At 72.8% G+C, this 21,568-nt stretch carries 20 protein-coding genes; 13 read left to right on the top strand and 7 right to left on the bottom strand.

Annotated elements, in window-relative coordinates; all coding sequences use genetic code 11:
- Positions 1–159: 159 nt before the first annotated feature.
- From AB0D04_RS19705 to AB0D04_RS19665, 9 genes are all read left to right on the top strand, one after another.
- Positions 160–1,815 carry an FAD-binding dehydrogenase gene (locus AB0D04_RS19705; protein WP_362704694.1) on the top strand — a complete coding sequence of 552 codons (1,656 nt, stop codon included), beginning with the start codon at positions 160–162 and terminating at the stop codon, positions 1,813–1,815.
- 292 nt (positions 1,816–2,107) lie between these two features.
- Positions 2,108–3,061: a hypothetical protein gene (locus AB0D04_RS19700; RefSeq protein ID WP_362704691.1), complete on the top strand. Its 954-nt coding sequence runs from the start codon at positions 2,108–2,110 to the stop codon at positions 3,059–3,061.
- Between the two features lie 34 nt (positions 3,062–3,095).
- Positions 3,096–4,715: an APC family permease gene (locus AB0D04_RS19695; RefSeq protein ID WP_362704689.1), complete on the top strand. Its 1,620-nt coding sequence runs from the start codon at positions 3,096–3,098 to the stop codon at positions 4,713–4,715.
- A 2-nt stretch (positions 4,716–4,717) separates the two neighbouring features.
- On the top strand, positions 4,718–6,643 hold the full coding sequence (locus AB0D04_RS19690) for a primary-amine oxidase (RefSeq protein WP_362704686.1): 1,926 nt from the start codon (positions 4,718–4,720) through the stop codon (positions 6,641–6,643).
- A gap of 162 nt (positions 6,644–6,805) precedes the next feature.
- Entirely contained in the window at positions 6,806–7,471 is a 666-nt protein-coding gene (locus tag AB0D04_RS19685) for a molybdopterin-dependent oxidoreductase (RefSeq protein ID WP_362704767.1), read from the top strand.
- A 55-nt stretch (positions 7,472–7,526) separates the two neighbouring features.
- Positions 7,527–8,141 carry a cytochrome b/b6 domain-containing protein gene (locus AB0D04_RS19680; protein WP_362704764.1) on the top strand — a complete coding sequence of 205 codons (615 nt, stop codon included), beginning with the start codon at positions 7,527–7,529 and terminating at the stop codon, positions 8,139–8,141.
- A gap of 150 nt (positions 8,142–8,291) precedes the next feature.
- Positions 8,292–8,906 carry a pentapeptide repeat-containing protein gene (locus tag AB0D04_RS19675; RefSeq protein WP_362704684.1) on the top strand — a complete coding sequence of 205 codons (615 nt, stop codon included), beginning with the start codon at positions 8,292–8,294 and terminating at the stop codon, positions 8,904–8,906.
- Positions 8,907–9,148: 242 nt separating this feature from the next.
- Positions 9,149–9,751 carry a helix-turn-helix domain-containing protein gene (locus tag AB0D04_RS19670; protein ID WP_362704762.1) on the top strand — a complete coding sequence of 201 codons (603 nt, stop codon included), beginning with the start codon at positions 9,149–9,151 and terminating at the stop codon, positions 9,749–9,751.
- Complete coding sequence (locus tag AB0D04_RS19665; RefSeq protein WP_362704681.1) at positions 9,748–11,058, top strand: MFS transporter; 1,311 nt, start codon at positions 9,748–9,750, stop codon at positions 11,056–11,058. The genes AB0D04_RS19670 and AB0D04_RS19665 overlap by 4 nt, the downstream gene beginning before the upstream one ends.
- 231 nt (positions 11,059–11,289) lie before the next feature.
- Here AB0D04_RS19665 and AB0D04_RS19660 read toward each other — a convergent pair whose 3' ends face one another.
- From AB0D04_RS19660 to AB0D04_RS19650, 3 genes are all read right to left on the bottom strand, one after another.
- Complete coding sequence (locus AB0D04_RS19660; protein WP_362704679.1) at positions 11,290–12,465, bottom strand: HAMP domain-containing sensor histidine kinase; 1,176 nt, start codon at positions 12,463–12,465, stop codon at positions 11,290–11,292.
- A gap of 109 nt (positions 12,466–12,574) precedes the next feature.
- Entirely contained in the window at positions 12,575–13,339 is a 765-nt protein-coding gene (locus AB0D04_RS19655; protein WP_362704678.1) for a response regulator transcription factor, read from the bottom strand.
- Positions 13,340–13,482: 143 nt separating this feature from the next.
- Complete coding sequence (locus tag AB0D04_RS19650) at positions 13,483–13,884, bottom strand: (2Fe-2S) ferredoxin domain-containing protein (RefSeq protein WP_362704675.1); 402 nt, start codon at positions 13,882–13,884, stop codon at positions 13,483–13,485.
- Positions 13,885–13,958: 74 nt separating this feature from the next.
- On the opposite strand from AB0D04_RS19650, the gene AB0D04_RS19645 reads away from it, so the two are divergent.
- Both AB0D04_RS19645 and AB0D04_RS19640 read left to right on the top strand, forming a co-directional pair.
- Complete coding sequence (locus AB0D04_RS19645) at positions 13,959–15,395, top strand: cytochrome P450 (RefSeq protein WP_362704672.1); 1,437 nt, start codon at positions 13,959–13,961, stop codon at positions 15,393–15,395.
- A gap of 276 nt (positions 15,396–15,671) precedes the next feature.
- Positions 15,672–17,294 (top strand): ABC-F family ATP-binding cassette domain-containing protein, encoded by a 1,623-nt coding sequence (locus AB0D04_RS19640; protein ID WP_362704761.1) that lies wholly within the window; start codon positions 15,672–15,674, stop codon positions 17,292–17,294.
- Between the two features lie 39 nt (positions 17,295–17,333).
- Here AB0D04_RS19640 and AB0D04_RS19635 read toward each other — a convergent pair whose 3' ends face one another.
- The 4 genes from AB0D04_RS19635 to AB0D04_RS19620 form a co-directional block, all read right to left on the bottom strand.
- Positions 17,334–18,086, bottom strand: a complete 753-nt coding sequence (locus AB0D04_RS19635; protein WP_362704670.1) for a PIG-L family deacetylase — start codon at positions 18,084–18,086, stop codon at positions 17,334–17,336.
- Between the two features lie 21 nt (positions 18,087–18,107).
- On the bottom strand, positions 18,108–18,782 hold the full coding sequence (locus AB0D04_RS19630) for an HAD family hydrolase (protein WP_362704668.1): 675 nt from the start codon (positions 18,780–18,782) through the stop codon (positions 18,108–18,110).
- A 127-nt stretch (positions 18,783–18,909) separates the two neighbouring features.
- Entirely contained in the window at positions 18,910–19,854 is a 945-nt protein-coding gene (locus tag AB0D04_RS19625) for a pseudouridine synthase (protein WP_362704665.1), read from the bottom strand.
- A gap of 15 nt (positions 19,855–19,869) precedes the next feature.
- A complete protein-coding gene (locus tag AB0D04_RS19620) occupies positions 19,870–20,481 on the bottom strand; it encodes an SDR family oxidoreductase (RefSeq protein WP_362704662.1) in 612 nt (203 codons plus the stop codon).
- Here AB0D04_RS19620 and AB0D04_RS19615 point away from each other — a divergent pair.
- Both AB0D04_RS19615 and AB0D04_RS19610 read left to right on the top strand, forming a co-directional pair.
- On the top strand, positions 20,401–20,694 hold the full coding sequence (locus AB0D04_RS19615; protein WP_362704661.1) for a TetR-like C-terminal domain-containing protein: 294 nt from the start codon (positions 20,401–20,403) through the stop codon (positions 20,692–20,694). The genes AB0D04_RS19620 and AB0D04_RS19615 overlap by 81 nt on opposite strands.
- Complete coding sequence (locus AB0D04_RS19610) at positions 20,691–21,521, top strand: SDR family NAD(P)-dependent oxidoreductase (RefSeq protein WP_362704659.1); 831 nt, start codon at positions 20,691–20,693, stop codon at positions 21,519–21,521. The genes AB0D04_RS19615 and AB0D04_RS19610 overlap by 4 nt, the downstream gene beginning before the upstream one ends.
- Positions 21,522–21,568: the final 47 nt, after the last annotated feature.

Here is a 21,568-nt window from a genome sequence, read left to right as displayed (position 1 = left end):
CGGCGGCGGCCCGGGGTGGCCCTCAACACCCCCCATTCTTGCGCGCACCCGCCCGTACCACCCGGTAACAAAGGGTTGACGGCATGGTCCGGCGCGCTGAAGATCGTGGGCACCACGGCTCACCGGGGCGTCCGGCGGGCCCCGGTGAGGAGAGCTGAGATGGCGTACGACGCTGATGTGATCGTGATCGGGGCGGGCCTTGCGGGGCTGGCGGCCACCGCGGAGCTGGTGGATGCCGGGCGCCGGGTGATCCTGCTCGACCAGGAGCCCGAGCAGTCCCTCGGCGGTCAGGCGCACTGGTCCTTCGGCGGCCTCTTCCTGGTGGACTCCCCCGAACAGCGCAGGCTGCGCATCCGCGACAGCCGCGAGCTGGCCTGGCAGGACTGGCTGGGCACCGCCGGCTTCGACCGTCCCGAGGACCACTGGCCGCGCAAATGGGCCGAGGCGTACGTCGACTTCGCGGCCGGCGAGAAGCGGGCGTGGCTGCACCGGCAGGGCGTACGGATCTTCCCCGTCGTCGGCTGGGCCGAACGCGGCGGCTACGACGCGACCGGGCACGGCAACTCCGTCCCCCGCTTCCACATCACGTGGGGCACCGGGCCCGGCCTCGTTGCGCCGTTCGAGCGCCGGGTACGGGCCGGCGCCGCCCGTGGCCTGGTGGACCTGCGCTTCCGCCACCGCGTCACGGGGCTGATGCGCACCGCGGGGGACGTGGACACGGTCAGCGGCGAGATCCTCGCGCCCTCGGACGCCGAGCGCGGCACGCCCAGCAGCCGCGAGGTGGCCGGCGCCTTCGAGCTCACGGCACAGGCGGTGATCGTCACCTCGGGCGGTATCGGCGGCAACCACGATCTCGTCCGCGCCAACTGGCCCGAGCGGCTGGGCAAGGCCCCCGAGCGGATGCTGTCCGGGGTGCCGGCACACGTGGACGGCAAGATGCTGGGCATCGCCGAGGCGGCCGGCGGCCGGATCATCAACCGCGACCGGATGTGGCACTACACCGAGGGCATCGAAAACTGGAACCCCATCTGGCCGATGCACGGCATCCGGATCCTGTCCGGCCCGTCCCCGCTGTGGCTGGACGCCCGTGGCAAGCGGCTGCCGGTACCCCTGTTCCCCGGCTTCGACACGCTCGGCACGCTCGAGCACATCATGAAGACCGGGTACGACCACACCTGGTTCGTCCTCACCCGGAAGATCATCGAGAAGGAGTTCACGCTCTCCGGCTCGGAGCAGAACCCGGACCTGACCGGCAAGAGCGTGCGCGACGTGCTGGGCCGGGCGAGGGCCGGGGCGCCGGGGCCGGTGCAGGCGTTCATGGACCACGGCGCCGACTTCCTCGTCGAGCGGTCGCTGAGCGATCTCGTACGGCGGATGAACGGCCTCACCGAGGACCCGCTGATCGACGAGGCCGCGCTGCGCCGCGAGATCGTCGCACGCGACCGCGAGATCGCCCACCCCTTCACCAAGGACCTCCAGGTGACGGCGATGCGCGGGGCCCGTAAATACCTCGGCGACCGGCTGATCCGCACCGCCGCCCCGCACCGCATGCTGGACCCCGGGGCCGGCCCGCTGATCGCCGTACGGCTGAGCATCCTGACCCGCAAGACGCTCGGCGGCCTGGAGACCGATCTGTCCTCGCGGGTGCTGACCAAGGGCGGCGAGCCCCTGCCCGGTGTGTACGCGGCGGGAGAGGTGGCCGGGTTCGGCGGTGGTGGCGTGCACGGCTACCGCTCGCTGGAGGGCACCTTCCTCGGCGGCTGTCTCTTCTCGGGGCGCACGGCGGGACGGGCGGCGGCCCGGGCGGTTTCCTAAGAGCGGGCACAACGCGGTCAATTCCGGTCGGCGATCGGTCAATGTCATTTTTCGGTAGGGGACTTGGCGTGGATCCGGCCATTCCCTTTCCGGCCTTGACGCGAAGCTGTGCGGAACGCTTTGCTGTGCGTGAAATTCCCGTAGTGGACCAGACCACTATCCGCTGACGTGCTACGCGCGCAGACCCGGTCCGCTCCCACTCGGACGACACGGTTCCCCGGGCGGCACGGTGCGCCCGGACGACACAGCGAGGTGGAAGATCGGTGCAGCGCGGCATGGAGTCACCTGATCCATGAACCCGCCTCCGTCGTCTCCGCTGGGACGCTCCCGCCGCAAGGACGCCCCGGCCCTCATCCCGATCCTGGACGACGCCGAACTGGCCACCGCAGCAACGGCGTTGACCCATGGCAGATGGGGCGAGGTGCGCACCCTCCTCGCCGGGACCGGTGAGGAATGGGACCTGCGCGGCCACCGATTAACCGTCCTGGGCACCGCGCCGGGCTGCGCCGCCTGGGCCCGCGACTGGCAGCTCGCCGAACCGGACAGCGGCGACGCCGCCACCCTGCTGGCCTGCGCCACCGTCCACCTCGCGCTGGCCGGCAAGGGCAGCATCCAGGCCGCCGCCGACGCCTGCGGGACCGCCGCCGCCATGCGGCCCGACGACCCGACCCCCTGGCTCGCCGCCCTGATCCTCGCCCGCCGCACCGGCACCGTCGACGAACGCGAGCAGGCCTTCGACCAGATACGCGCCCGCCACCCCGACCACCACCACGCGCACCACCTGATGACGGCCTGCCTCGCCGAACTCCAGCAGGGCGACCGCGACGACCCGCTGCACCAGGTCTACGACTTCGCCGCCTGGGCCGCCGAACAGGCCCCCGCCGACTCCCCGCTGGCCGTCCTCCCCGTCATCGCGCACGCCGAGCGCTACCGCGTCCTGGCCGCCCACGGCCTGGAACCCGCCGACCCCGCCGCCTCCGGCCACTGGTCCACCCGGCGCGCCCGCCAGGCCATGAAGGCCGCCTTCGACTGGTGGCTGGAGTGGGAGGGCGAGGGCCACCCGCGCTCCAAGGTCGACCTCAACTTCCTCGCACACGCAAAGTTCTACGAGGGGCGGATGGCCGAGGCGGCCGCGCTCTTCCACCGCATCGGCAACCACGTCACCCCCGAACCGTGGTCGTACGCGGGCCGCCACCCCGTCAAGGCCTTCAAGGCCGCCCGCGCCGCCGCCTTCAGCACCACCTGACCCCACCCCCATCCCTGGAAAGGACAACCCCGCCATGCCCATCGGCAGTTCGGGAAAGACGAGCAGCGCCGTCGCCACCGCCGGCCCCGGGCGCACGACCGGCCCAGGCGGCGCGATCCGCACCTTCAAGGGCACCGAACGCGCGCTGCGGGCCGACCGGATCGGCACGCCGGGCCTGTTGCTGTCGGTGCTGGCCGCCAGCGCACCCCTGATGGTCGTCGCCGGGATCATGGTCACCACGTACCAGGTCATGGGGATCGTGGGGCAGCCGCTGCTGTTCGTCGCCCTGGGCGTGGTGATGGCGCTGTTCAGCGTCGGCTATGCCGAGATGAGCCGGCACGTCCACAACGCCGGTGCGTTCTACGCCTATATCGCCCGCGGGCTGGGCGGTACGGTCGGCGCCGGCGCCTCCTTCGTCGCGCTCGTCTCCTACAGCATCATGCAGACCGGCATCTACGGCATGTTCGGCTTCGAGGTCTCGGCGCTGCTGGAGCGGTATCTCGAGGTCTCCGTCGCCTGGTGGATCCCCGCGCTGCTGGGCGTCGCGGTCGTCGGAGCGCTCGGCGCCCTGAAGATCGACCTCAACGCCAAGGTCCTCGGCGTTCTCCTGCTCCTCGAGGTCGTCATGATCGTCATCTTCGATCTCGGCTTCGCCGCCCGGCCCGGACCGCAGGGCCTGTCCCTGCAGGCCTTCGACCCCGCCACCCTCGGCGGCGCGGGCCTGGGCACCTCCCTGTGCTTCGCGGTCACCGGCTTCGTCGGCTTCGAACAGGCCCCCGTCTACGCGGAGGAGACCAGCCGGCCGGGGACCGTCGTGGCCCGGGTGATGTTCCTCACCGTCGGCTTCGTCGCGGTCTTCTTCGCCCTCAGCTGCTGGCTCATCGGTGTCGCCACCGGCCCGGACCATGTCGTGGCCGCCGCCGGCGAACACGGCCCCGGGCTGATCTTCGCCCTGGCCGAACAGCGCCTGGGCACCCTCTTCACCGACGTCCTGCATCTGTTCTTCGTCACCGGCATCTTCGCGGCGATGCTCAGCTGCCACAACGTCGTCGCCCGCTACGCCTTCGCCATGGGCCGCGAGGGCCTGCTGCCCGCCCCGCTCGGCCGTACCGCCAAGGCCAGCGGCGCCCCCGCGCTCGGCTCCCTCCTCCAGACCGTTCTCGCGCTGGTCGTCGTCACCGCCTTCACCGTCAGTGACAACAAGCCCGCGGGCGACCCCACCGCCCCGGTCATCCATCTGTCCGCCTGGGCCGGGAACCTCGGTGCGTTCGGCGTGATCCTGCTGATGGCCACCGCTTCCGTCGCCGTCATCGTCTTCTTCATACGCCGCGGAGCGGGCCGCGCCCAGGCCGGCCGACTGCTGGCCGCCGGGCTCGCCGCCCTCGGCCTGCTGGCCGTACTCGTCTACGGCGTCAAGGACTTCGACATCCTGGTCGACGCCGGGGAGGGCTCCGTACTGGGCTGGCTGCTGCCCTCCCTCATCGGGGTCGCCGCCGTCATCGGCCTCGTCCACGGCCGCCTGCTGCGCGCGCGCAAGCCGGAGGTGCACGCCCGGATCGGGCTGGGCAACGAGGCCTTCCAACTGGACAAGGCGGCCGGTGCACCGGCCCCCGGCGGCGCGGGCGCCCCCACCCCGCAGCACAAGGAGAGCTGACCGTGACCACCCCCCACCCGCTCGACCCGCTGACCGCCGACGAGATAGCCACCGCCCGCGCCGTCCTGGAGGAGGCCGGCAAGGCAGGGGAGAGCACCCGCTACCCGCTCGTCCTCCTCGAAGAGCCGGACCGGCACACCGTCACCGCGCACCTCCCCGGCGCCCCCGTCGTCCGCCGGCTCCGCGTCACCCTCCTCGAACCGGCCACCGGCACCGGCCACGAAGCCCTGGTCGACGTCACCGCCCGCACCCTGCTCGCCCACCGCGAACTCGACCCGGAGACCGACGGCCGGCCGCCGATCCTGGTCGAGGAGTACGAGCGCTGCGACGCGATCGTCAAGGCCGACCCGGGCTGGCGCAAGGCCATGGCCGAACGCGGCATCACCGACACCGGCCTGGTCATCTGCGCCGGCCTCGCGGCCGGCAACTTCGCCATCGAGACGGAACGCGGCCGCCGGATGCTGCGCGCGCTGACCTTCCTGCGCTGCGACACCACCGACAACCCCTTCGCCCACCCCGTCGCCGGCCTCGTCGCCGACGTCGACCTCACCGAGCGCCGGGTCATCCGCCTCATCGACACCGGCCCGGTCCCCGTCCCCGCCGAATGCGGCCGCTACGAGGCCGAGTTCACCGGCCCGCCCCGCACCGGCCTCAAGCCGCTGGAGATCACCCAGCCGGACGGCCCCTCCTTCACCCTCGACGGCCCCGTCCTCACCTGGCAGAACTGGCAGCTGCGGATCGACTTCAACGCCCGCGAGGGCCTGGTCCTGCACCAGCTCGCCCACCGCGACGGCGACCGGCTGCGCCCCGTACTGCACCGCGCCTCGCTCGCCGAAATGGCCGTCCCGTACGCCGATCCCGACGCCTCCCGCAACTGGGTCTGCTACCTCGACGTCGGCGAATACACCCTCGGCCGCAACGCCAACGCCCTGCGCCTGGGCTGCGACTGCCTCGGCGAGATCCGCTACCTCGACGCCGTCGTCGCCGACGACCACTGCGCCCCGCAGACGCTCCCCAACGCCATCTGCATCCACGAGGAGGACCACGGCCTCCTGTGGAAACACACCAACATGTTCGACGACTTCGCCGCCGAAAGCCGCCGCTCCCGCCGCCTGGTCATCTCCTTCATCGCCACCCTCGGCAACTACGACTACGGCTTCTACTGGTACCTCTACCAGGACGGCACCATCGAGTTCGAGGCCAAGTCCACCGGCCTGGTGCAGACGACCGCCACCGTGCCCGGCGAGCCCACCACCTACGCCACCGAGGTCGCCCCCGGCCTCCAGGCCCCCTTCCACCAGCACCTCTTCTGCGCCCGGCTGGACCCGGCGGTCGACGGCCACGCCAACACCGTCGAGGAGATCGACGTCGTACCGCTCCCGACGGGCCCGGACAACCCGTACGGCAACGCCTTCACCACCCGCGCCACACCCATGGCCGACTCCGCCGAGTCGGGCCGGCTCGCCGATGCCGCCGCCGGCCGCCGCTGGCAGATCACCAACCCCGCCGCCCACAACCGCATGGGCCGCCCCGTCGCCTACACCCTCATCCCGCAGCCGGGCCCCACCCTCCTCGCCCGCCCCGGCTCCGCCGCCGCCCGCCGCGTCGGCTACGCCACCCGCCATCTGTGGGTCACCCGCGCCCGCCCCGAACGCCGCTTCCCCGACGGCGACTACCCCAACCAGCACCCCGGCGGCGCCGGCGTCCTCGCCTGGTCACAGCCCGGCGAATCCCTCCTCACCACCGAACTCACCCTCTGGCACACCTTCGGCCCCACCCACCTCCCGCGCCTGGAGGACTGGCCGGTCATGCCCGTCGACCGCTGCGGCTTCACCCTCCGTCCCACCGGCTTCTTCGACCGCAACCCCGCCCTCGACCTCCCGCGGGAGAGCGGCGGCCACTGCGGGGGCGCCGCCGGCTGCGGATGACGAAAGTCTGACGCCGGGGCCGCGGCACTGGCCCCGGCCGCCTCCTGGTGCTCGAATCAAAGGGTGACCAAGGACCCTGCGATTCCGCCTCACGCGGCGGACGACGACAGCAGCGGTGCGGACGGGCGCGGGACCCCCGTCGGCCGCCGCGTGGTGCTCGGCATGCTCGCCGCCGGCGCCGCGGGCATCGCCGCCGCCCCGATCCTGCAGCGCGCCTACGACAACACCGTCGGCGCCGCCGCCCAGAACGACCCCACCGGAATCTCCGGCCTGCTCCCCGCCGGCGGCGGCTTCCGCTACTACTCCGTCACCGGCTCCGTCCCGCACAAGGACGAGCGCACCTACCGCCTCACCATCGACGGCCTGGTACGCCACCGCACCAGCTACCGCCTCGCCGACCTGCGCCGGCTCCCGCAGACCCGGATCGTCCACGACGTCCAGTGCGTCACCGGCTGGCGGGTCCCCGACACCCCCTTCGAAGGGGTACGCCTCGCCACCCTCCTCGACGCCGCCGGCGTCAGCCCCCGCGCCAAGGCCGTCCGCTTCACCTGCTTCGACGGCGCCTACAGCGAATCCCTCACCCTCGCCCAGGCCCGCCGCATGGACGTCCTGGTGGCCCTTCGTATGCAGGACAAACCCCTCGGCCACGACCACGGCGGACCGGTACGCCTCTACGTCGCCCCCATGTACTTCTACAAGTCGGCGAAATGGCTCTCCGGCATCACCGTCACCGACAGCGTGGAACCCGGCTTCTGGGAAGAGCGAGGCTACGACGTCGACGCCTGGGTCGGCCGCTCGAACGGACGCGACGATGCCCCGACCGGCTGAGCACACCGGGGGCGCCGCCGGGGACCGCACCGGCGGCGGCACCGGCACGGCCCGGATCCCCCGCTTCACCCCCGCCGAACACGGGGTGCACCGCGCCACCGCCACCCTGCTGACCGTCTGCATCCTCACCGCGGCCTGCCTCTACCTCCCCTTCCTCGCCGAACTCGTCGGCCGCCGCGCCCTGATGGTCACCGTCCACGAGTGGTCCGGCATCCTCCTCCCCGTCCCCCTCCTCCTGGGCCTCGCCTCCCGCGCCCTGCGCGCCGACCTCACCCGCCTCAACCGCTACGGCCCCCACGACCGCCGCTGGCTGTACTCCGCCCTGCGCCGCCGCCGCACCGGCCGTCCCGCCGGCAAGTTCAACGCCGGCCAGAAGCTCTACGCCGCCTGGATCGCCGGCGCCGTCCTGGTGATGATGGCCACCGGCCTGCTGATGTGGTTCACCCACCTCGCGCCGCTGGTCTGGCGCACCGGCGCCACCTTCGTCCACGACTGGCTCGCCCTCGCCGTGATCATCGCCGTCGCCGGCCATGTCTATATGGCGGTCGGGGACCCGGAGGCGCGGCGGGGCATGCGGACCGGGTCGGTGGACGCGGAGTGGGCCCGGCGGGAGCATCCGCTGTGGGCGAGGGAGGCACGGGAGGCGCGCAGGACAGGGCGGGAAGAGTAGACGTCGCCGTGGCCCCGCACGGCGCTCGCACCCCTGACAACCCGTAAAGCGACCACAGCACAGCCAACACGCCCCATGACAACCCGGCAATCACCCTTCGTGCCGATAATGTGACGAATAGTAGTGATGTCGTCTCGGAGAGGTCATGTCATGTGCGTTTCCCATGCCATCGGCAAGCGGGCCGCGGCTGCCGTGCTGGGTGCAGCCGTCCTGGTGCTGAGCGCTCCCGCGGTCAGCAGCGCGGCCGCGCCTGTCCCGCGTACCGACAGCGCCGCCAAACCGAGAGCGGACGAAGGCCAGGTCGCCATGCTCAAGCGCAGCGTGGCCGCGTGGAACCAGTGGCGCGAGCGGCACGCCGGTATCAAGCCCGACCTCCGCGACGCCAAACTCGGCGGCGCCGACCTCGCAAGGGCCGACCTTCGCGGCGCCGACCTCAGTGGCGCCTACCTCAAGGGCGCCTACCTCAGGGGCGCCGACCTCCGCGGCGCCGACCTCAAGCGCGCCAACCTCAACGGCGCCTACCTGGAAGGCGCCCACCTCGGCGGCGCCGACCTCAGTGGCGCCCACCTGGACGGCGCCACACTGGGGTGCCTCGACCACCCGGTGTGCCGTCAGTCGTGGCAACTCAAGCGGTCCTGGCCCTTCGAGGACTCCGGCCACTCCGGCACGCCGCGGAAACCGCATTCACCTACCGGAGGAAGTGCCGTCGACCGCCGCGACGACACCGTCTTCATCGCGGGTCCGCACATCAGGCTGATCATTTAGTCGGGCGGCCCGCCCCCCCGCATTGCGCACTGTGGCGCGTCCCTCGTGCGCCTCCACGATGCTCCGTGCGGAGGGGGCAGGGCACAGCGGAGGCATGCCGGGAGCCATGTGCAGAGAACTCTCTGCACATCGCGCCGAAAGGGATGCAGAGAACTCTCTGCATCCCTATGCTGACGCCCATGACCGATGCCCCGCACGGCAATGCCCCGGACGACAACACAGGGCCTCTGCCCACCCGCCACATGGACGCCCGCAGTCTGCGCGGTATCGCCCACCCGCTGCGGATGCGCATCCTGGAGCTGCTGAGGCTCGACGGCCCGGACACCGCCACCGGCCTCGGCCGCCGCCTCGGCGAGAACACCGGCACGGTGAGCTGGCATCTGCGCCACCTCGCCGACCACGGCTTCATCGAGGAGGAAACCGGCCGCGGCACCAGACGCGAACGCTGGTGGCGGGCAGTCCGGGTCTCCCACAACCTCAACACCACGGAATTCCGCGAGGACCCCGACGCCCGCGGCGCCCTGTCGGTCTACGTACACGAGATCGTCCAGCAGCACTTCAACCGGGTCATCGGCTACCTCACGGAGGACTGGGACGCCGACTGGCGGAACGCCGGCACCCTCACCCAGGTGCACGACCTCCGCCTGGCACCCGACCAGCTCGCCGCCCTGAACGCCGAGTTGATGACCGTCATCGACCGCCACCGGGAGTCGGCGCAGGTCTCGCGCCAGGCCCCCGACGCGGACGCCGGCACCACCGACGCCCGTCCCGTCATCATCCAGCTCCAGTCCTTTCCCCGCAGGGACCGGCAGGAACGGCCCGGACCGGACCGCGGCGACCGGTGACCGGCCTGCTGCGACGCCACCGCGACTTCCGTCTCCTCTGGTACGGAGAGACCTCCGGCAAGTTCGGTGCGGCGGTCACCGGCGTGGCCATGCCGCTGGTCGCCGTCTCCACCCTGCGCGCCGACACCTTCGCCGTCGGCCTGCTCAGCGCCTGCGGCTGGCTGCCCTGGCTGCTGATCGGCCTCCCGGTGGGCGTGTGGGTGGACCGGGTGCGCCGCCGCCCCCTGATGCTGGCCGCCGCCGCGCTGTCGCCGGTGTTGTTCGCCGTCGTACCGGTCCTGGCCTGGTGCGGCGGGCTCACCCTCGGCCTGCTGTTCGCCGTCGCCCTGCTCACCGGCGCCGCCGCCGTCCTCTTCCAGACCGCCTACAGCGCCTATCTCCCGACCCTCCTGGACCCGGCCGACCAGCCGGAGGGCAACGCCAAGCTGCACGGCAGCGCCTCCGCCGCCCAGATCGCCGGCCAGGGCGCGGGCGGCTTCCTCGTCCAACTGGCCGGTGCGGCCAATGGGTTGCTCGCCAACGCCGCAACGTTCGTGATCTCCCTCGGCTGCCTCCTCGGCATCCGTCACCGCGAGCCCCGGGCGGACCCCTGCAACCGCCGGTCCCGTTCCGTCGCCGCCGAGGTCGCCGAGGGCCTGCGCCGCGTCGCCCGCGACCGCTGGCTGCGTACGCTCACGCTCTTCGGCGCCGCCTCCAACCTCGCGCTGATGGGCTACCAGTCCCTCGCGCCCGTCTTCCTCGTCCGCGAGGTCGGCCTCGCACCGGGCGCCGTCGGCGCGGTGCTGGCGCTGGCCGGCGCGGGCGGCGTCGCCGGCGCCTTCGCCGCACGGCGCACGGCCGACCGCCTCGGCACCGCCCGCGCCACCCTCTTCTTCGAACTCGGCCTGTCCACCGCGGCCCTGCTCATCCCGCTCACCACCACCGGCGCCGGCACCCTGCTCTACGTCGCGGGCGCCGGCTGCGTCTCGGCGGGCGTCGTCGGCGGCAACATCCTCAAGGCAGGCTTCCAGCAGCGCTACTGCCCAACGGAGTTGCTGGGGCGGCTGACCGCCAGCACCTCCTTCGTGAACTATGGCACCTTGCCGCTGGGCGCACTGCTGGGCGGTGCGCTCGGCGCCGCCCTGGGCGTCCGTACCGCAATGTGGATCATGACGGCCGGAGTGCCGCTGGCCGCGCTGATCCTGGTCTTCTCGCCGGTCCGGACCGTACGCAATCTGCCGCTCGGCCCGATGGAGGGGGACCGGGGCGGCCCCGCTCAACCGCCCGCCACCTCATCCACCACGCCAACATCACCCACGTCTGCGTAGGCCGCCGGCCCCACCCCGCCGGACGTATTCGCGACGTCGCCGAGCAGGCACTGACGGGGTGGGGGACGACGTGGGAACTGCCGACGGCCCCTGATCCGGCGCACATCGGAAGGGCACATCGGAAGGGCGCATCGGAAAGGCGCATCGGAAAGGCGCATCGGAAGGGCGCATCGGAAAGGCGCATCGGAAAGGCTCTCGCCACAGCGTGTGGCGGAACGGGCCGTGGAGTGCCTAAGGGACCGGCCCCGCCGCCTCCCCCGCCGGCAGCTCCACCTCGAACCGGCAGCCCGCCCCCGCATTGCGCACCGTGGCGCGTCCCTCGTGCGCCTCCACGATGCCCCTTACGATCGCCAGCCCCAGCCCGGCGCCGCTCTCGCCGAAGGGGGCACCTCCCGCTCGGGCGAAGCCGGGAGTGGGGGAGCGAGGGGTACGGGCCGGGGCGCCGCGCCAGCCGGTGTCGAAGACGCGGGCCAGGTCCTCGGGCGGGATGCCGCCGCAGCCGTCCTCGACCGCGAGGACCACCCGGTCCGCCTCCTGCCGGGCGCTGACCGCGACCGTCCCGTCCGCCGGCGTCGCCCGGATCGCGTTGACCAGCAGATTGCTCAGTACGCGGGTGATCTGCTGCGCGTCCACCCGGACCGGCAGCGGCGCCACCCCGCCGTCCACCAGCCGCACCCCGCTCGCCCGCGCCAGCGGCTGCGCCCCCGCCAGCGCCTCGTCCACCAGGTCGTACACCGACACCCGCGACAGGGTCAGGGCCAGCGCGCCGGCCTGGATGCGGGCGAGTTCGAAGAGGTCGTCGACCATTGCCGCCAGCCGGTCCACCTCCACCCGCATCCGGGAGTGATAGCGCCCGGTGTCCTCGGCGACGCCGTCCTCCAAAGCCTCGGCCATCGCCCGCAGCCCGGCGAGCGGGGTCCGCAGATCGTGGGAGATCCCGGCGATCAGCTCGCGCCGCGAGGCATCGATCGCCCGCTCCCGCTCGCGGGCCGCCGCCAGCCGCCCGCTGGCATCCTCCAACGCCCTTGACAGCGCGGCGAGTTCGGCCGTGGGCGGCTCGGTGGGCGCCACGAAACCGCCCTCGCTGCCGACCGTACGGGCGGACCGCGCCAGCTCCCGGCTGCCCGCCGCGATCCGCCGCCCGAACAGCAGCGCAGCGGCCAGCGACACCACCCCGGAGACGCCGACCACGGCCATCACCACACCCAGGTCGTGGCCGGAAAGGAACATCGCCTGTGCGACGGCCACCGTCCCCGCCGCCATCGCGGCCACCGCCATCGCCGCGACGGCGAACAGCGACAGTACGACGGAGCGCCGCCGCAGGGCCCGTACGGCCGGCGCGGCCGGCAGCCCGACGGCGGCCGCGCCGAGCGCCGCCAGGGCGACGATGACCAGGAAGTCCGTCATGCCGGGGGCCTGCCTTTCGTACGGGCGGCTGCCGGGAGCGCCCGGAACCCGCGCCGCGGCCGCGCCCCCACGGCAGGGGCCGCCCGCGCCACCCTGTTCCGCAACACCGTCATGACCCCGCTCCGTCCCCGGCCGGATCGAAGCGGTAGCCCGCGCCCCAGACCGTCGTCACCAGCAGCGGCGCCGCCGGATCGTCCTCGATCTTCTCCCGCAGGCGCCGTACGTGCACCGTCACCGTCGACAGATCGCCGAACTCCCACCCCCACACCCGGTGCAGCAGCTCCTCCCGGGAGAAGACCTGCCCCGGGTTGCGCATCAGAAAGGCCAGCAGGTCGAACTCGCGGGCGGTGAGGGCGAGTTCGCGTCCGCAGCGGTCGGCGCGACGGCCTCCGGGGTCGGCGGTGAGGTCCCCGGCCCGCAGGACGGGGGAGTGCGCGGTGGCCGGCGGCGCGGACTCCGCCCGGCGCAGCACCGAGGCGATCCGCAGCACCAGTTCCCGCGGGCTGAACGGCTTGGTGACGTAGTCGTCCGCGCCCAGTTCGAGCCCGAGGATACGGTCCGCCTCCTCGCCGCGCGCCGTCAGCATCACCACCGGGACGGCGGGTCCGTCGGCCGCCCGGCGCAGCCGCCGGCACACCTCCAGCCCGTCGATGCCCGGCAGCATCAGATCGAGGACGACGAGGTGCGGGCGGAAGGCCGCGGCCCGGTCGAGCGCGGCGAACCCGTCGGCGGCGTGCTCGGTGGCGTACCCCGCGCGCGCGAGATAGCCGGTGACGACCTCGGCGACCGTCGGATCGTCCTCGACGACCAGGACGCGCCGGGGCGGCCCGTGCGGGGGAACCTGCGCGGGCAGCGGGGCCGAAGGGGACGTCATGCTTCCAGCCAACACCACCGGGCGGCGCGACGGGCGGACGTCCCGCAGGCGTAAGACTCCGGTAACCGGCCCGGGACGCGGCAGGCCCCGGGACGCGGCAAGCGGCCCGCCGCCGGCCCGCCCCTGACCCATCGGCCCCGCCCCTAACCCTCCAGCCCCTCCCGCACCCGCCGCGACACCGTGATCGCGTACAGATCGAGAACCCCCGGCGGCTCGGCGATCCCCGGGCCCCCGGCCCGTATCCAGGACGCGATGTCCGCCAGCGCCTCGTCGTCGTTGACCAGCCCCAGCCACACGGGCCGCCCGCCCGCGGCCCGCCCGGCGGGCGACGGCTGGACCACGACCACATTCGCCTGGTCGCAGACGTCCAGACACTCCGAGGCCCGCACCGGCGCCGCCCCCGCGAGCGCCGCGCGCAGCCGCGGGATCTGGCCGCTGTGGTCGACACCCGGAATCTTGGCCGGGTCGCCGCAGCAGCAGCCGCGGCAGACGGTGACACGACAGGGAGCCTCGGCGGCCGCCCGGCCGGAACGCTTGCTGATCATCCGGCCCATGCTACGTGCCACCCGATCGCCCCCGGTGAGCCATATCCGGCCCGCATCCTGGACAGGAATCCGCCATGACAACGACCCCCGTCGACTCCCGCTCCCGCGGCGAGGCCCCCGGCCCGGCCGGCCTCCCCCTCCTCGGCTCGATGCTCGACCTGCGCCGCGACTCCCTCGGCACCTTCTTACGGGCCCAGCGCGAACACGGCGACGTGGTCCGCCTCGAAGCCGGCCCGCCCGGCCTGCGCAGCGTCTTCCACGCGGTCTTCGCGCCCGAGGGCATCCAGCAGGTCCTCGCCTCCGAAGCCGCCAACTTCCGCAAGGACCACCCGCTGTACGAGGAGGTCCGCCGGTCCTTCGGCAACGGCCTGCTCACCAGCCAGGACACCGACTACCTCCGGCAGCGGCGGCTGGTGCAGCCGCTGTTCACCAAACGCCGGGTCGACGGCTACGCCGCGGCCGTGACGACCGAGGCCGCCGCCGTCGCCGCACGCTGGCGGACGGCCGGCACCCCCACCGTCGACGTCGTCCGCGAAATGAACCGCCTGGCCCTGTGCACGGTCTCCCGCATCCTGTTCGGCACGGACGCGGCCGCGGCGGCGGACGCCATCGACCGCTGCGCCCCGGTCGTCAACGCCTATGTCGTCCAACGTGCCTATGTCCCCGTGAAGATCCCCCGCGAGTGGCCCACCCCCGGCAACCGGCGGGCGCGCGCGGCCACCGACGAGCTGAACGCGCTGTGCGACCGCATCATCGCCGAACGGCGCACGGCGGCCGCGGCGCCGGCGGACGGTGCGTCTGCGGCCGGTGCGCCCGCGGACGGTGCCGTACCGGGCGGCGACCTGCTCTCCCTCCTCACCGAAGCCGGCAACGACGAGGACGGCTCGCTCGATGCGACCGAGATCCGCGAACAGGTCCTGATCTTCCTGCTGGCCGGTCATGAGACCACGGCGACCTCCCTCGCCTTCACCCTCCACCTCCTCGCCCGGCACCCGGCCGAGCAGCGGCGGGTCCAGGAGGAGATCGACCGCACGCTGGGGGACCGTACCCCCACGGCCGCCGACCTGGACCGGCTCCCGTATCTGACGCAGGCCCTCAAGGAATCCATGCGGCTCTATCCGGCGGCGCCGGTCATCAGCCGCCGGGCCGTCGAGGCCACCGAGATCGGCGGTCACCGCATCCCGGCCGGCGCGGACGTGGTCGTCGCTCCCTGGGTCACCCACCGCAACCCGGCGCTGTGGGAGGACCCGGAACGCTTCGATCCGGGCCGCTTCGCCCCCGAGCGCGAGGCGGCCCGCCACCGCTACGCCTGGTTCCCGTTCGGCGGCGGCCCGCGCGCCTGCATCGGGCAGCACTTCTCGATGCTGGAGTCGGTACTGGCGCTGGCGACACTGCTGCGCGCGTACGACCTGGAGGCGGTGGACGAGGAGGTGCCGGTGGCCGCCGGGATCACGCTCCAGGCGACGGGGCCGGCGCGGGTACTCCTGCGCCCGCGCCCCCACTTCTCGTAAACGCAACGAAAATAGCGTTTGCGTTTGGGTGGCGGTGCGCGTACGGTCGGTACCGGTCCAGCGCGCCGCCACGGCGCCACCGCACCGACAGGAGAAGGCCGTTGCTCGTCTGAGGTCCTGAGACACCGCGCCCGCGCATGCACTGCATCGCGCGGCCGACCGTCACGACCTCGGCGTACCCGCACGGCGTACCCCGGCGCACCCCGACGTTCTCCCGCGGTGTCTCCCTGCGCAGTCCCCCTTCACCCCGCGCACCAGGAGACCTGTATGTCAAAGATGCCCAAGCCGCCCACCCCCGCCGTCACCTCCATCGCCTGCACCGGCCTCGGCTTCACCTGGCCCGACGGCACCCCCGTCCTCGATGACTTCCAGCTGGCCGTCGGCCCCGGCCGTACGGGCCTCATCGGCCTCAACGGCACGGGAAAATCAACCCTGTTGAAGCTGATCGCGGGCGAACTCACCCCGACCGCGGGCCGCGTCAAGGTCGCCGGCGACCTCGGTTACCTCCCGCAGCACGCCGCCCTCGACACCCACCTCCGCGTCGACCAGGCGCTCGGCATCGCCACGGCCCGCGCCGCCCTGCACGCCATCGAGCGCGGCGATGCGAGCGAGGAGCACTTCACCGCCATCGGCGACGACTGGGACGTCGAGGAACGCGCCCGCGCCACCCTCGATCAGCTCGGACTGCCCGCCCTCGACCTCGACCGCACCATCGGCGAGGTCTCCGGCGGCGAGTCCGTCCTGCTCCGCCTGGCCGCCCTCCTCCTGCGCCGGCCGGACGTCCTGCTCCTGGACGAGCCCACCAACAACCTCGACCGCACCGCCCGCGGGCGGCTGTACGACGCCGTCACCGGCTGGTCCGGGGTCCTCCTGGTGGTCAGCCACGACCGCGAACTCCTCGAACGCGTCGACCGCATCGCCGACCTCCGCGACGGAGAGATCCACTGGTACGGCGGCAACTTCAGCGCGTACGAAAAGGCCCTGGCCGTCGAGCAGGAGGCGGCCGAGCGGATGGTGCGGGTCGCCGAGGCCGACGTCCAGCGCCAAAAGCGCGAACTGGCCGACGCCCACGTCAAGCTGGCCCGCCGGGTCCGCTACGGAAACAAGATGACCGCCAACAAACGTGAACCGAAGATCGTCATGAACGAGCGCAAGAGGGAGGCCCAGGTATCCGCGGGCAAACACCGCATCATGCACACCGAACGCCTCAAGGAGGCCAGAGAGCGCCTCGACGAGGCCGCCGACGCCGTCCGCGACGATGACGAGATCCGTATCGACCTGCCCCACACGGCCGTACCGCCGGGCCGCACCGTCCTCACCCTGCACGACCTCACCCTCCGCTACGGCGCCCACGCCCACCTGGAGATCCGCGGCCCCGAACGCATCGCGCTGACCGGCCGCAACGGCTCCGGCAAAACCACCCTGCTGCGCACCCTCACCGGCGAGATCCCACCCCTGTCCGGCGCCGCGCAGACCCACGTCCCGTACCGCTTCCTCCCCCAGCGCCTGGAGGTCCTCGACAACGACCTCACCATCGTCGAGAACGTCGCCCGCTTTGCCCCGGACGCCACCAACAACCGCATCCGCGCCCGGCTCGCCCGCTTCCTGTTCAAGGGCGCCCGCGCCGACCAGCAGGCCGGCACCCTCTCCGGCGGCGAACGCTTCCGCGCCTCCCTCGCCGCCCTGATGCTCGCCGAACCGGCCCCCCAGTTCCTGATGCTGGACGAGCCGACCAACAACCTCGACATGGCCTCCGTCCGCCGCCTCGTCACGGCCCTGGAGTCCTACGAGGGCGCGCTCGCGGTCGTCAGCCACGATCTGCCGTTCCTGCGCGAACTGGGGATCACCCGCTGGCTGGCCCTGGAGGACGGTGAACTGACCGACATCGGCCCGCAGTAACGGGCACCAAACGGCAGGGCCCGGCCCATCGGACAGGCCCTACCGCACCTCGGCGAACCACTCCCGCCCGAGCAGCAGTCCGAACACGGGGACCGGCAGGCGCACCAGCGCCCGCATCACCGCGGCGAGCCGGCCGGTCCCCGCCACCTGCGACCGGTGGGCGGCCAGCGCCGCCTGCTTCCGGCCGGCGAACCGCCGGACGTCGACCGCGTGGGTGATGGCCTCGCGAGGGCTGAAAGCGGTACGGAGCGCCTCATCGTCGTACCGCAACGGAATCCGCACCAGCCGCACCAGCCTCACCAGCCGGGTGACCACCTCACGCGGCACCGTGGCCTCCAGCAGACGGGGGACCCCGGCCAGTTCGGCCGCCCGCCTGCCCACCTGATGCACCTTCACATGATCACGGTGGCCGTACCCGCCGTTGGCGTCGTAACCGAGGAGCACGTCCACCTCTTCCTCGCGGAGAAGGGCCGCCAGCCGCTCGGCGGCCTCCTCCGTACCGGCCCGCGCAAAGCGCACCCGGTCCGGCGGATCCGGATGGAGCACCGGACCGTGGCCACTGTCCGCATACCCCAGGTGCACCACCCGTGCCACGCCCAGCACACCCGCACTCGCCCGCAGTTCGCCCATCCGCGGCGCCTCGTCGGCACCCTCCGGGACGGGACCCATCAGACCGTCGGCGGCCACCACGACCACCACCCGGTGGCCTTCGGCGGCAGCGCGGGCCAGCGTGCCGCCGGTCAGGAGCACTTCGTCATCGGGATGTGCATGAAACGCCAGGAGGGTCGCCATGCCCCCATCCTGGAACACCCGTCAGAAGTGGTGCAGCAGTTCCCCGAATGCCGCCAGCCGCAACACCTTCTCATCGGCCGGATCCAGCTCGCTGTGCTCCAGCACCCAGGTGTTGCCGTTCGGAAGGAAGACGGCATTCAGCCCGGCCGACCGCGCGGGCAGGATGTCCGACTTGGGAGAGTTCCCGATCATCCACGTCGAGCCCGGCACCAGCGCATGGGCCCGCACCAGCTCCTCGTACGTGGCCACATCCTTCTCCGCCACGATATGGACGCCCTTGAAGTGCGGCGTCAGCCCGGACGCCGCCACCTTCCGCTCCTGCTCCTCCTGGTCCCCCTTGGTCAGCAGCAGCAACTCATGCCGCCGCGCCAGCTCCGCCAGCGTCTCCGCCACTCCCGGAATCAGCTCCACATGATCCCCGTCGAAGGCCGCGGCCCACCCCGAGATCCGCGCCGTCTCCTCGGCCGTCGCCGCCCGCCCCCGCACCCACGCAAGGCACTCCGCAAGGCTTCGCAGAAACACCTTGCTCCCGTACCCGTGCGTCACCGCATTCGCCGCCTCGATCCCGTCGAGCCCGGCCCGTACGCCGTCCCGGTCGAGCCCGGGATGCGCCATCCAGTCCAGGAACTCGTCGATGACCCGCTCGAAGATCACGTTGTTCTCCCACAACGTGTCATCCGCATCAAAGATCAGCACCGCGGCTCCACTCCCCTTCGTTCCCCAACCTCGGACCCGCGCACCCTATGCACGCCCGGCCGCGTCCCGCACCGGAAATACCGGCGCGGGGGCCGGGCCCGTACGCCGCCCCGCGTACCGGCGGTCCTCACTCCGCCGCGCCGGCATCCCACACCGCCAGCCGCAGCCCGCTCTCGAACCGCCGCACCCGCCCGTCCACCGGATCCGTGAACTCCAGCCGCCTCGCCAGCAGTTGCAGCGGCGCGCGGAAATCGTCCGGCGCCGGCTCGGCGCGGACGGCCGGGAACAACGGATCGTTCAGGATCGGCAGCCCGAGGCTGTTCATGTGCACCCGCAGCTGATGGGTACGCCCGGTGGCGGGCAGCAGCCGGTACCGCCCGAGCCCGCCCCGCCGCTCCACCAGCTCGATCCGGCTCTCCGCGTTCGCCTCGCCGGCCTCCTCGCGGGCGGCCATGACCCCCCGCTCCTTCACGATCCGGCTGCGCACCGTCACCGGCAGCGCCACCCCGGCGTCGTACGCCGCCACCGCCTCGTACTCCTTACACACCCGCCGCCCGGCGAACAGCCCCTGATACGCCCCCCGGTCCTCGGGCCGTACGACGAACAGCGCCAGCCCCGCCGTCAGCCGGTCCAGCCGGTGCGCGGGCTGCAGCGCGGGCAGCTTGAGATCACGCCGCAGCCGGGCCAGCGCGGTCTCGGTGATGTGCCGCCCCCGCGGCGTCGTGGCAAGGAAATGCGGTTTGTCGGCCACCACGATCCGCTCGTCCCGGTGGACCACCCCCACCCCGAACGGCACCGCCACCTCCGGGGCAAAATCCCGGTGGAACCACACATACCCCCCGGCCGGATACGGCTCACCCCCACTGAGCACCCCGCCCGCCCCCACAAACCGCCCCGCCCGCAGCATCTCCGCCACCCGCCCGGCCCCGACGGCCCCCGCAAACCGGTCGACCAGATGATCCCCGACCGTCCCCCAGACCCCGCCCGGATCGGCCGGCAGCCGCACCCGCACGGGGTCGATGCCGTCGCGCTGGGGGAGAGGGGCGGGGGGAATGGCGGGTCTGCGTCTCACGGGGGCAAGGGAACCTCAGCCCGGCGGCGTTCTCAAGCCGAGGGGACCGGGGACGGGTACCGGGCCCCGATGGCGTCGAGGCGGGCGCGGATGCGGTGCCGAGGCGATCGCCGTTCCAGGTGCGGGCGTACGGGTCCGGCACGCGCTCGGCCTCGGGGCGGGACCTCGCAGCCGAGGCTCGGCCGGTCCGGCCGGCGGGACGAGACGCGCGCCGCCGTCGCTCTCCACGACCGTGCCGGTGAGGTTGGCATTGGTTGCCGCAAGGGCAACCACCTCGGCAACCTCCTCGGCCGTCGCGATATGCCGTACCGGCAGAGTCGCGGCCGCCTGTGCGAAGTACTCGCGCCTGGCATCGTCGGGCAGACCGCTCCGCCAGGGTGTGTCGACGAATCCGGGAGAGACGGCGTTCACCCGTATCGGAGCGAGTTCCGCGGCCGGCGGCCCGACCAGTGCCTCGACGGCGCCGTTGAGGGCGGCGAGGCCTGCCGTTCCCGGTATGCCGGTCCGGGCGGTGATGGCGCTGAGCAGGGTGACCTGTGTGTCCTGATGGCGGAGGCCCAGATCAACGCGGAGTTCGGCCGGCTCTTCCGCACGGACTTTCTGCAACGCCGGCGGGACGCGCTCCACGTGGTGCTCGACAGAGCTCGGGCGCGCGGCGACCTGCCGCCCCGCCCCGCTCCGTCCACGGTCCTGGACATCGTGTTCGGCGCCCTGTGGTACCGCCTCCTGGCCACGCGGGAGCCCGTCGACGACGACCTCATCAACGACCTCACGGCCACCCTCACCCGCATCCCCCAGACCCCGGCCGGCACCTCGAACGACCCGGGAGGCCCGCAATGACCCGTCCCCGCACCATCCTCATCACCGGGGCCACCGACGGCCTCGGCCGTGCTCTGGCCGAACACCTGGCAGCCGACGGTGCCGACCTGATCCTCCACGGCCGGACACAGGCCAAACTCGACCGGATCGCAGACGAGTTCGCGGCCCGAGGAGCATCCAGACCCCGGACCGTGATCGCGGACCTCGCCGACCTCGACCAGGTCCGCCGCATGGCCGCCGGCATCCGCGCATCGACAAACCGACTCGACGTGCTGGTGAACAGCGCGGGCATCGGCGGCGGGGAACCGGACGGCCGCACCCGCCGCACCAGCGCCGACGGCCACGAGCTGCGCCTTGCCGTCAACCACCTCGCAGGCTTCCTGCTCACCCTCGAACTGCTGCCGCTGCTGCGTGTGTCAGCACCGGCCCGCATCATCAACGTCGCCTCCATCGGCCGGCACCCGATCGACTTCGGCAATCTGATGCTGGAGCGCGGCTACGACGGCATCCGGGCGTACGGCCAGAGCAAGCTCGCCCAGATCATGTCCGGCTTCGAACTCGCCGCACGGCTGCCCGCCGACGAGGTCACGGTGAACAGCTTGCATCCCGCCACATACACGCCGACCAAGATCGCCCTTGCCGGGATCGGCCACAGCATCGACTCGCTGGAGCAAGGAGTGGCCGCCACCCGGCGGCTCAGCACCGCTCCCGCACTCGCCGGTACCACCGGACGGTTCTACGACCGCACCCGCGAAGCGCGCGCCCACTCCCAGGCGTACGACAGCGAGGCCCGCCTGCACCTGTGGCAGACAAGCCTGGAACTCACCGAAGTCGCGAGTCCCCTGTAACCCCGGCCGGCCACGGGACACCCCAGGGCCGGGGCGGCGGCCTGTGC

It is taken from the genome of Streptomyces sp. NPDC048483, from assembly GCF_040651455.1.
Taxonomy (GTDB): Bacteria; Actinomycetota; Actinomycetes; order Streptomycetales; family Streptomycetaceae; genus Streptomyces.
Note: the sequence above shows the minus strand (reverse complement) of the source record. Positions and strands in the feature narration are given on the sequence as shown.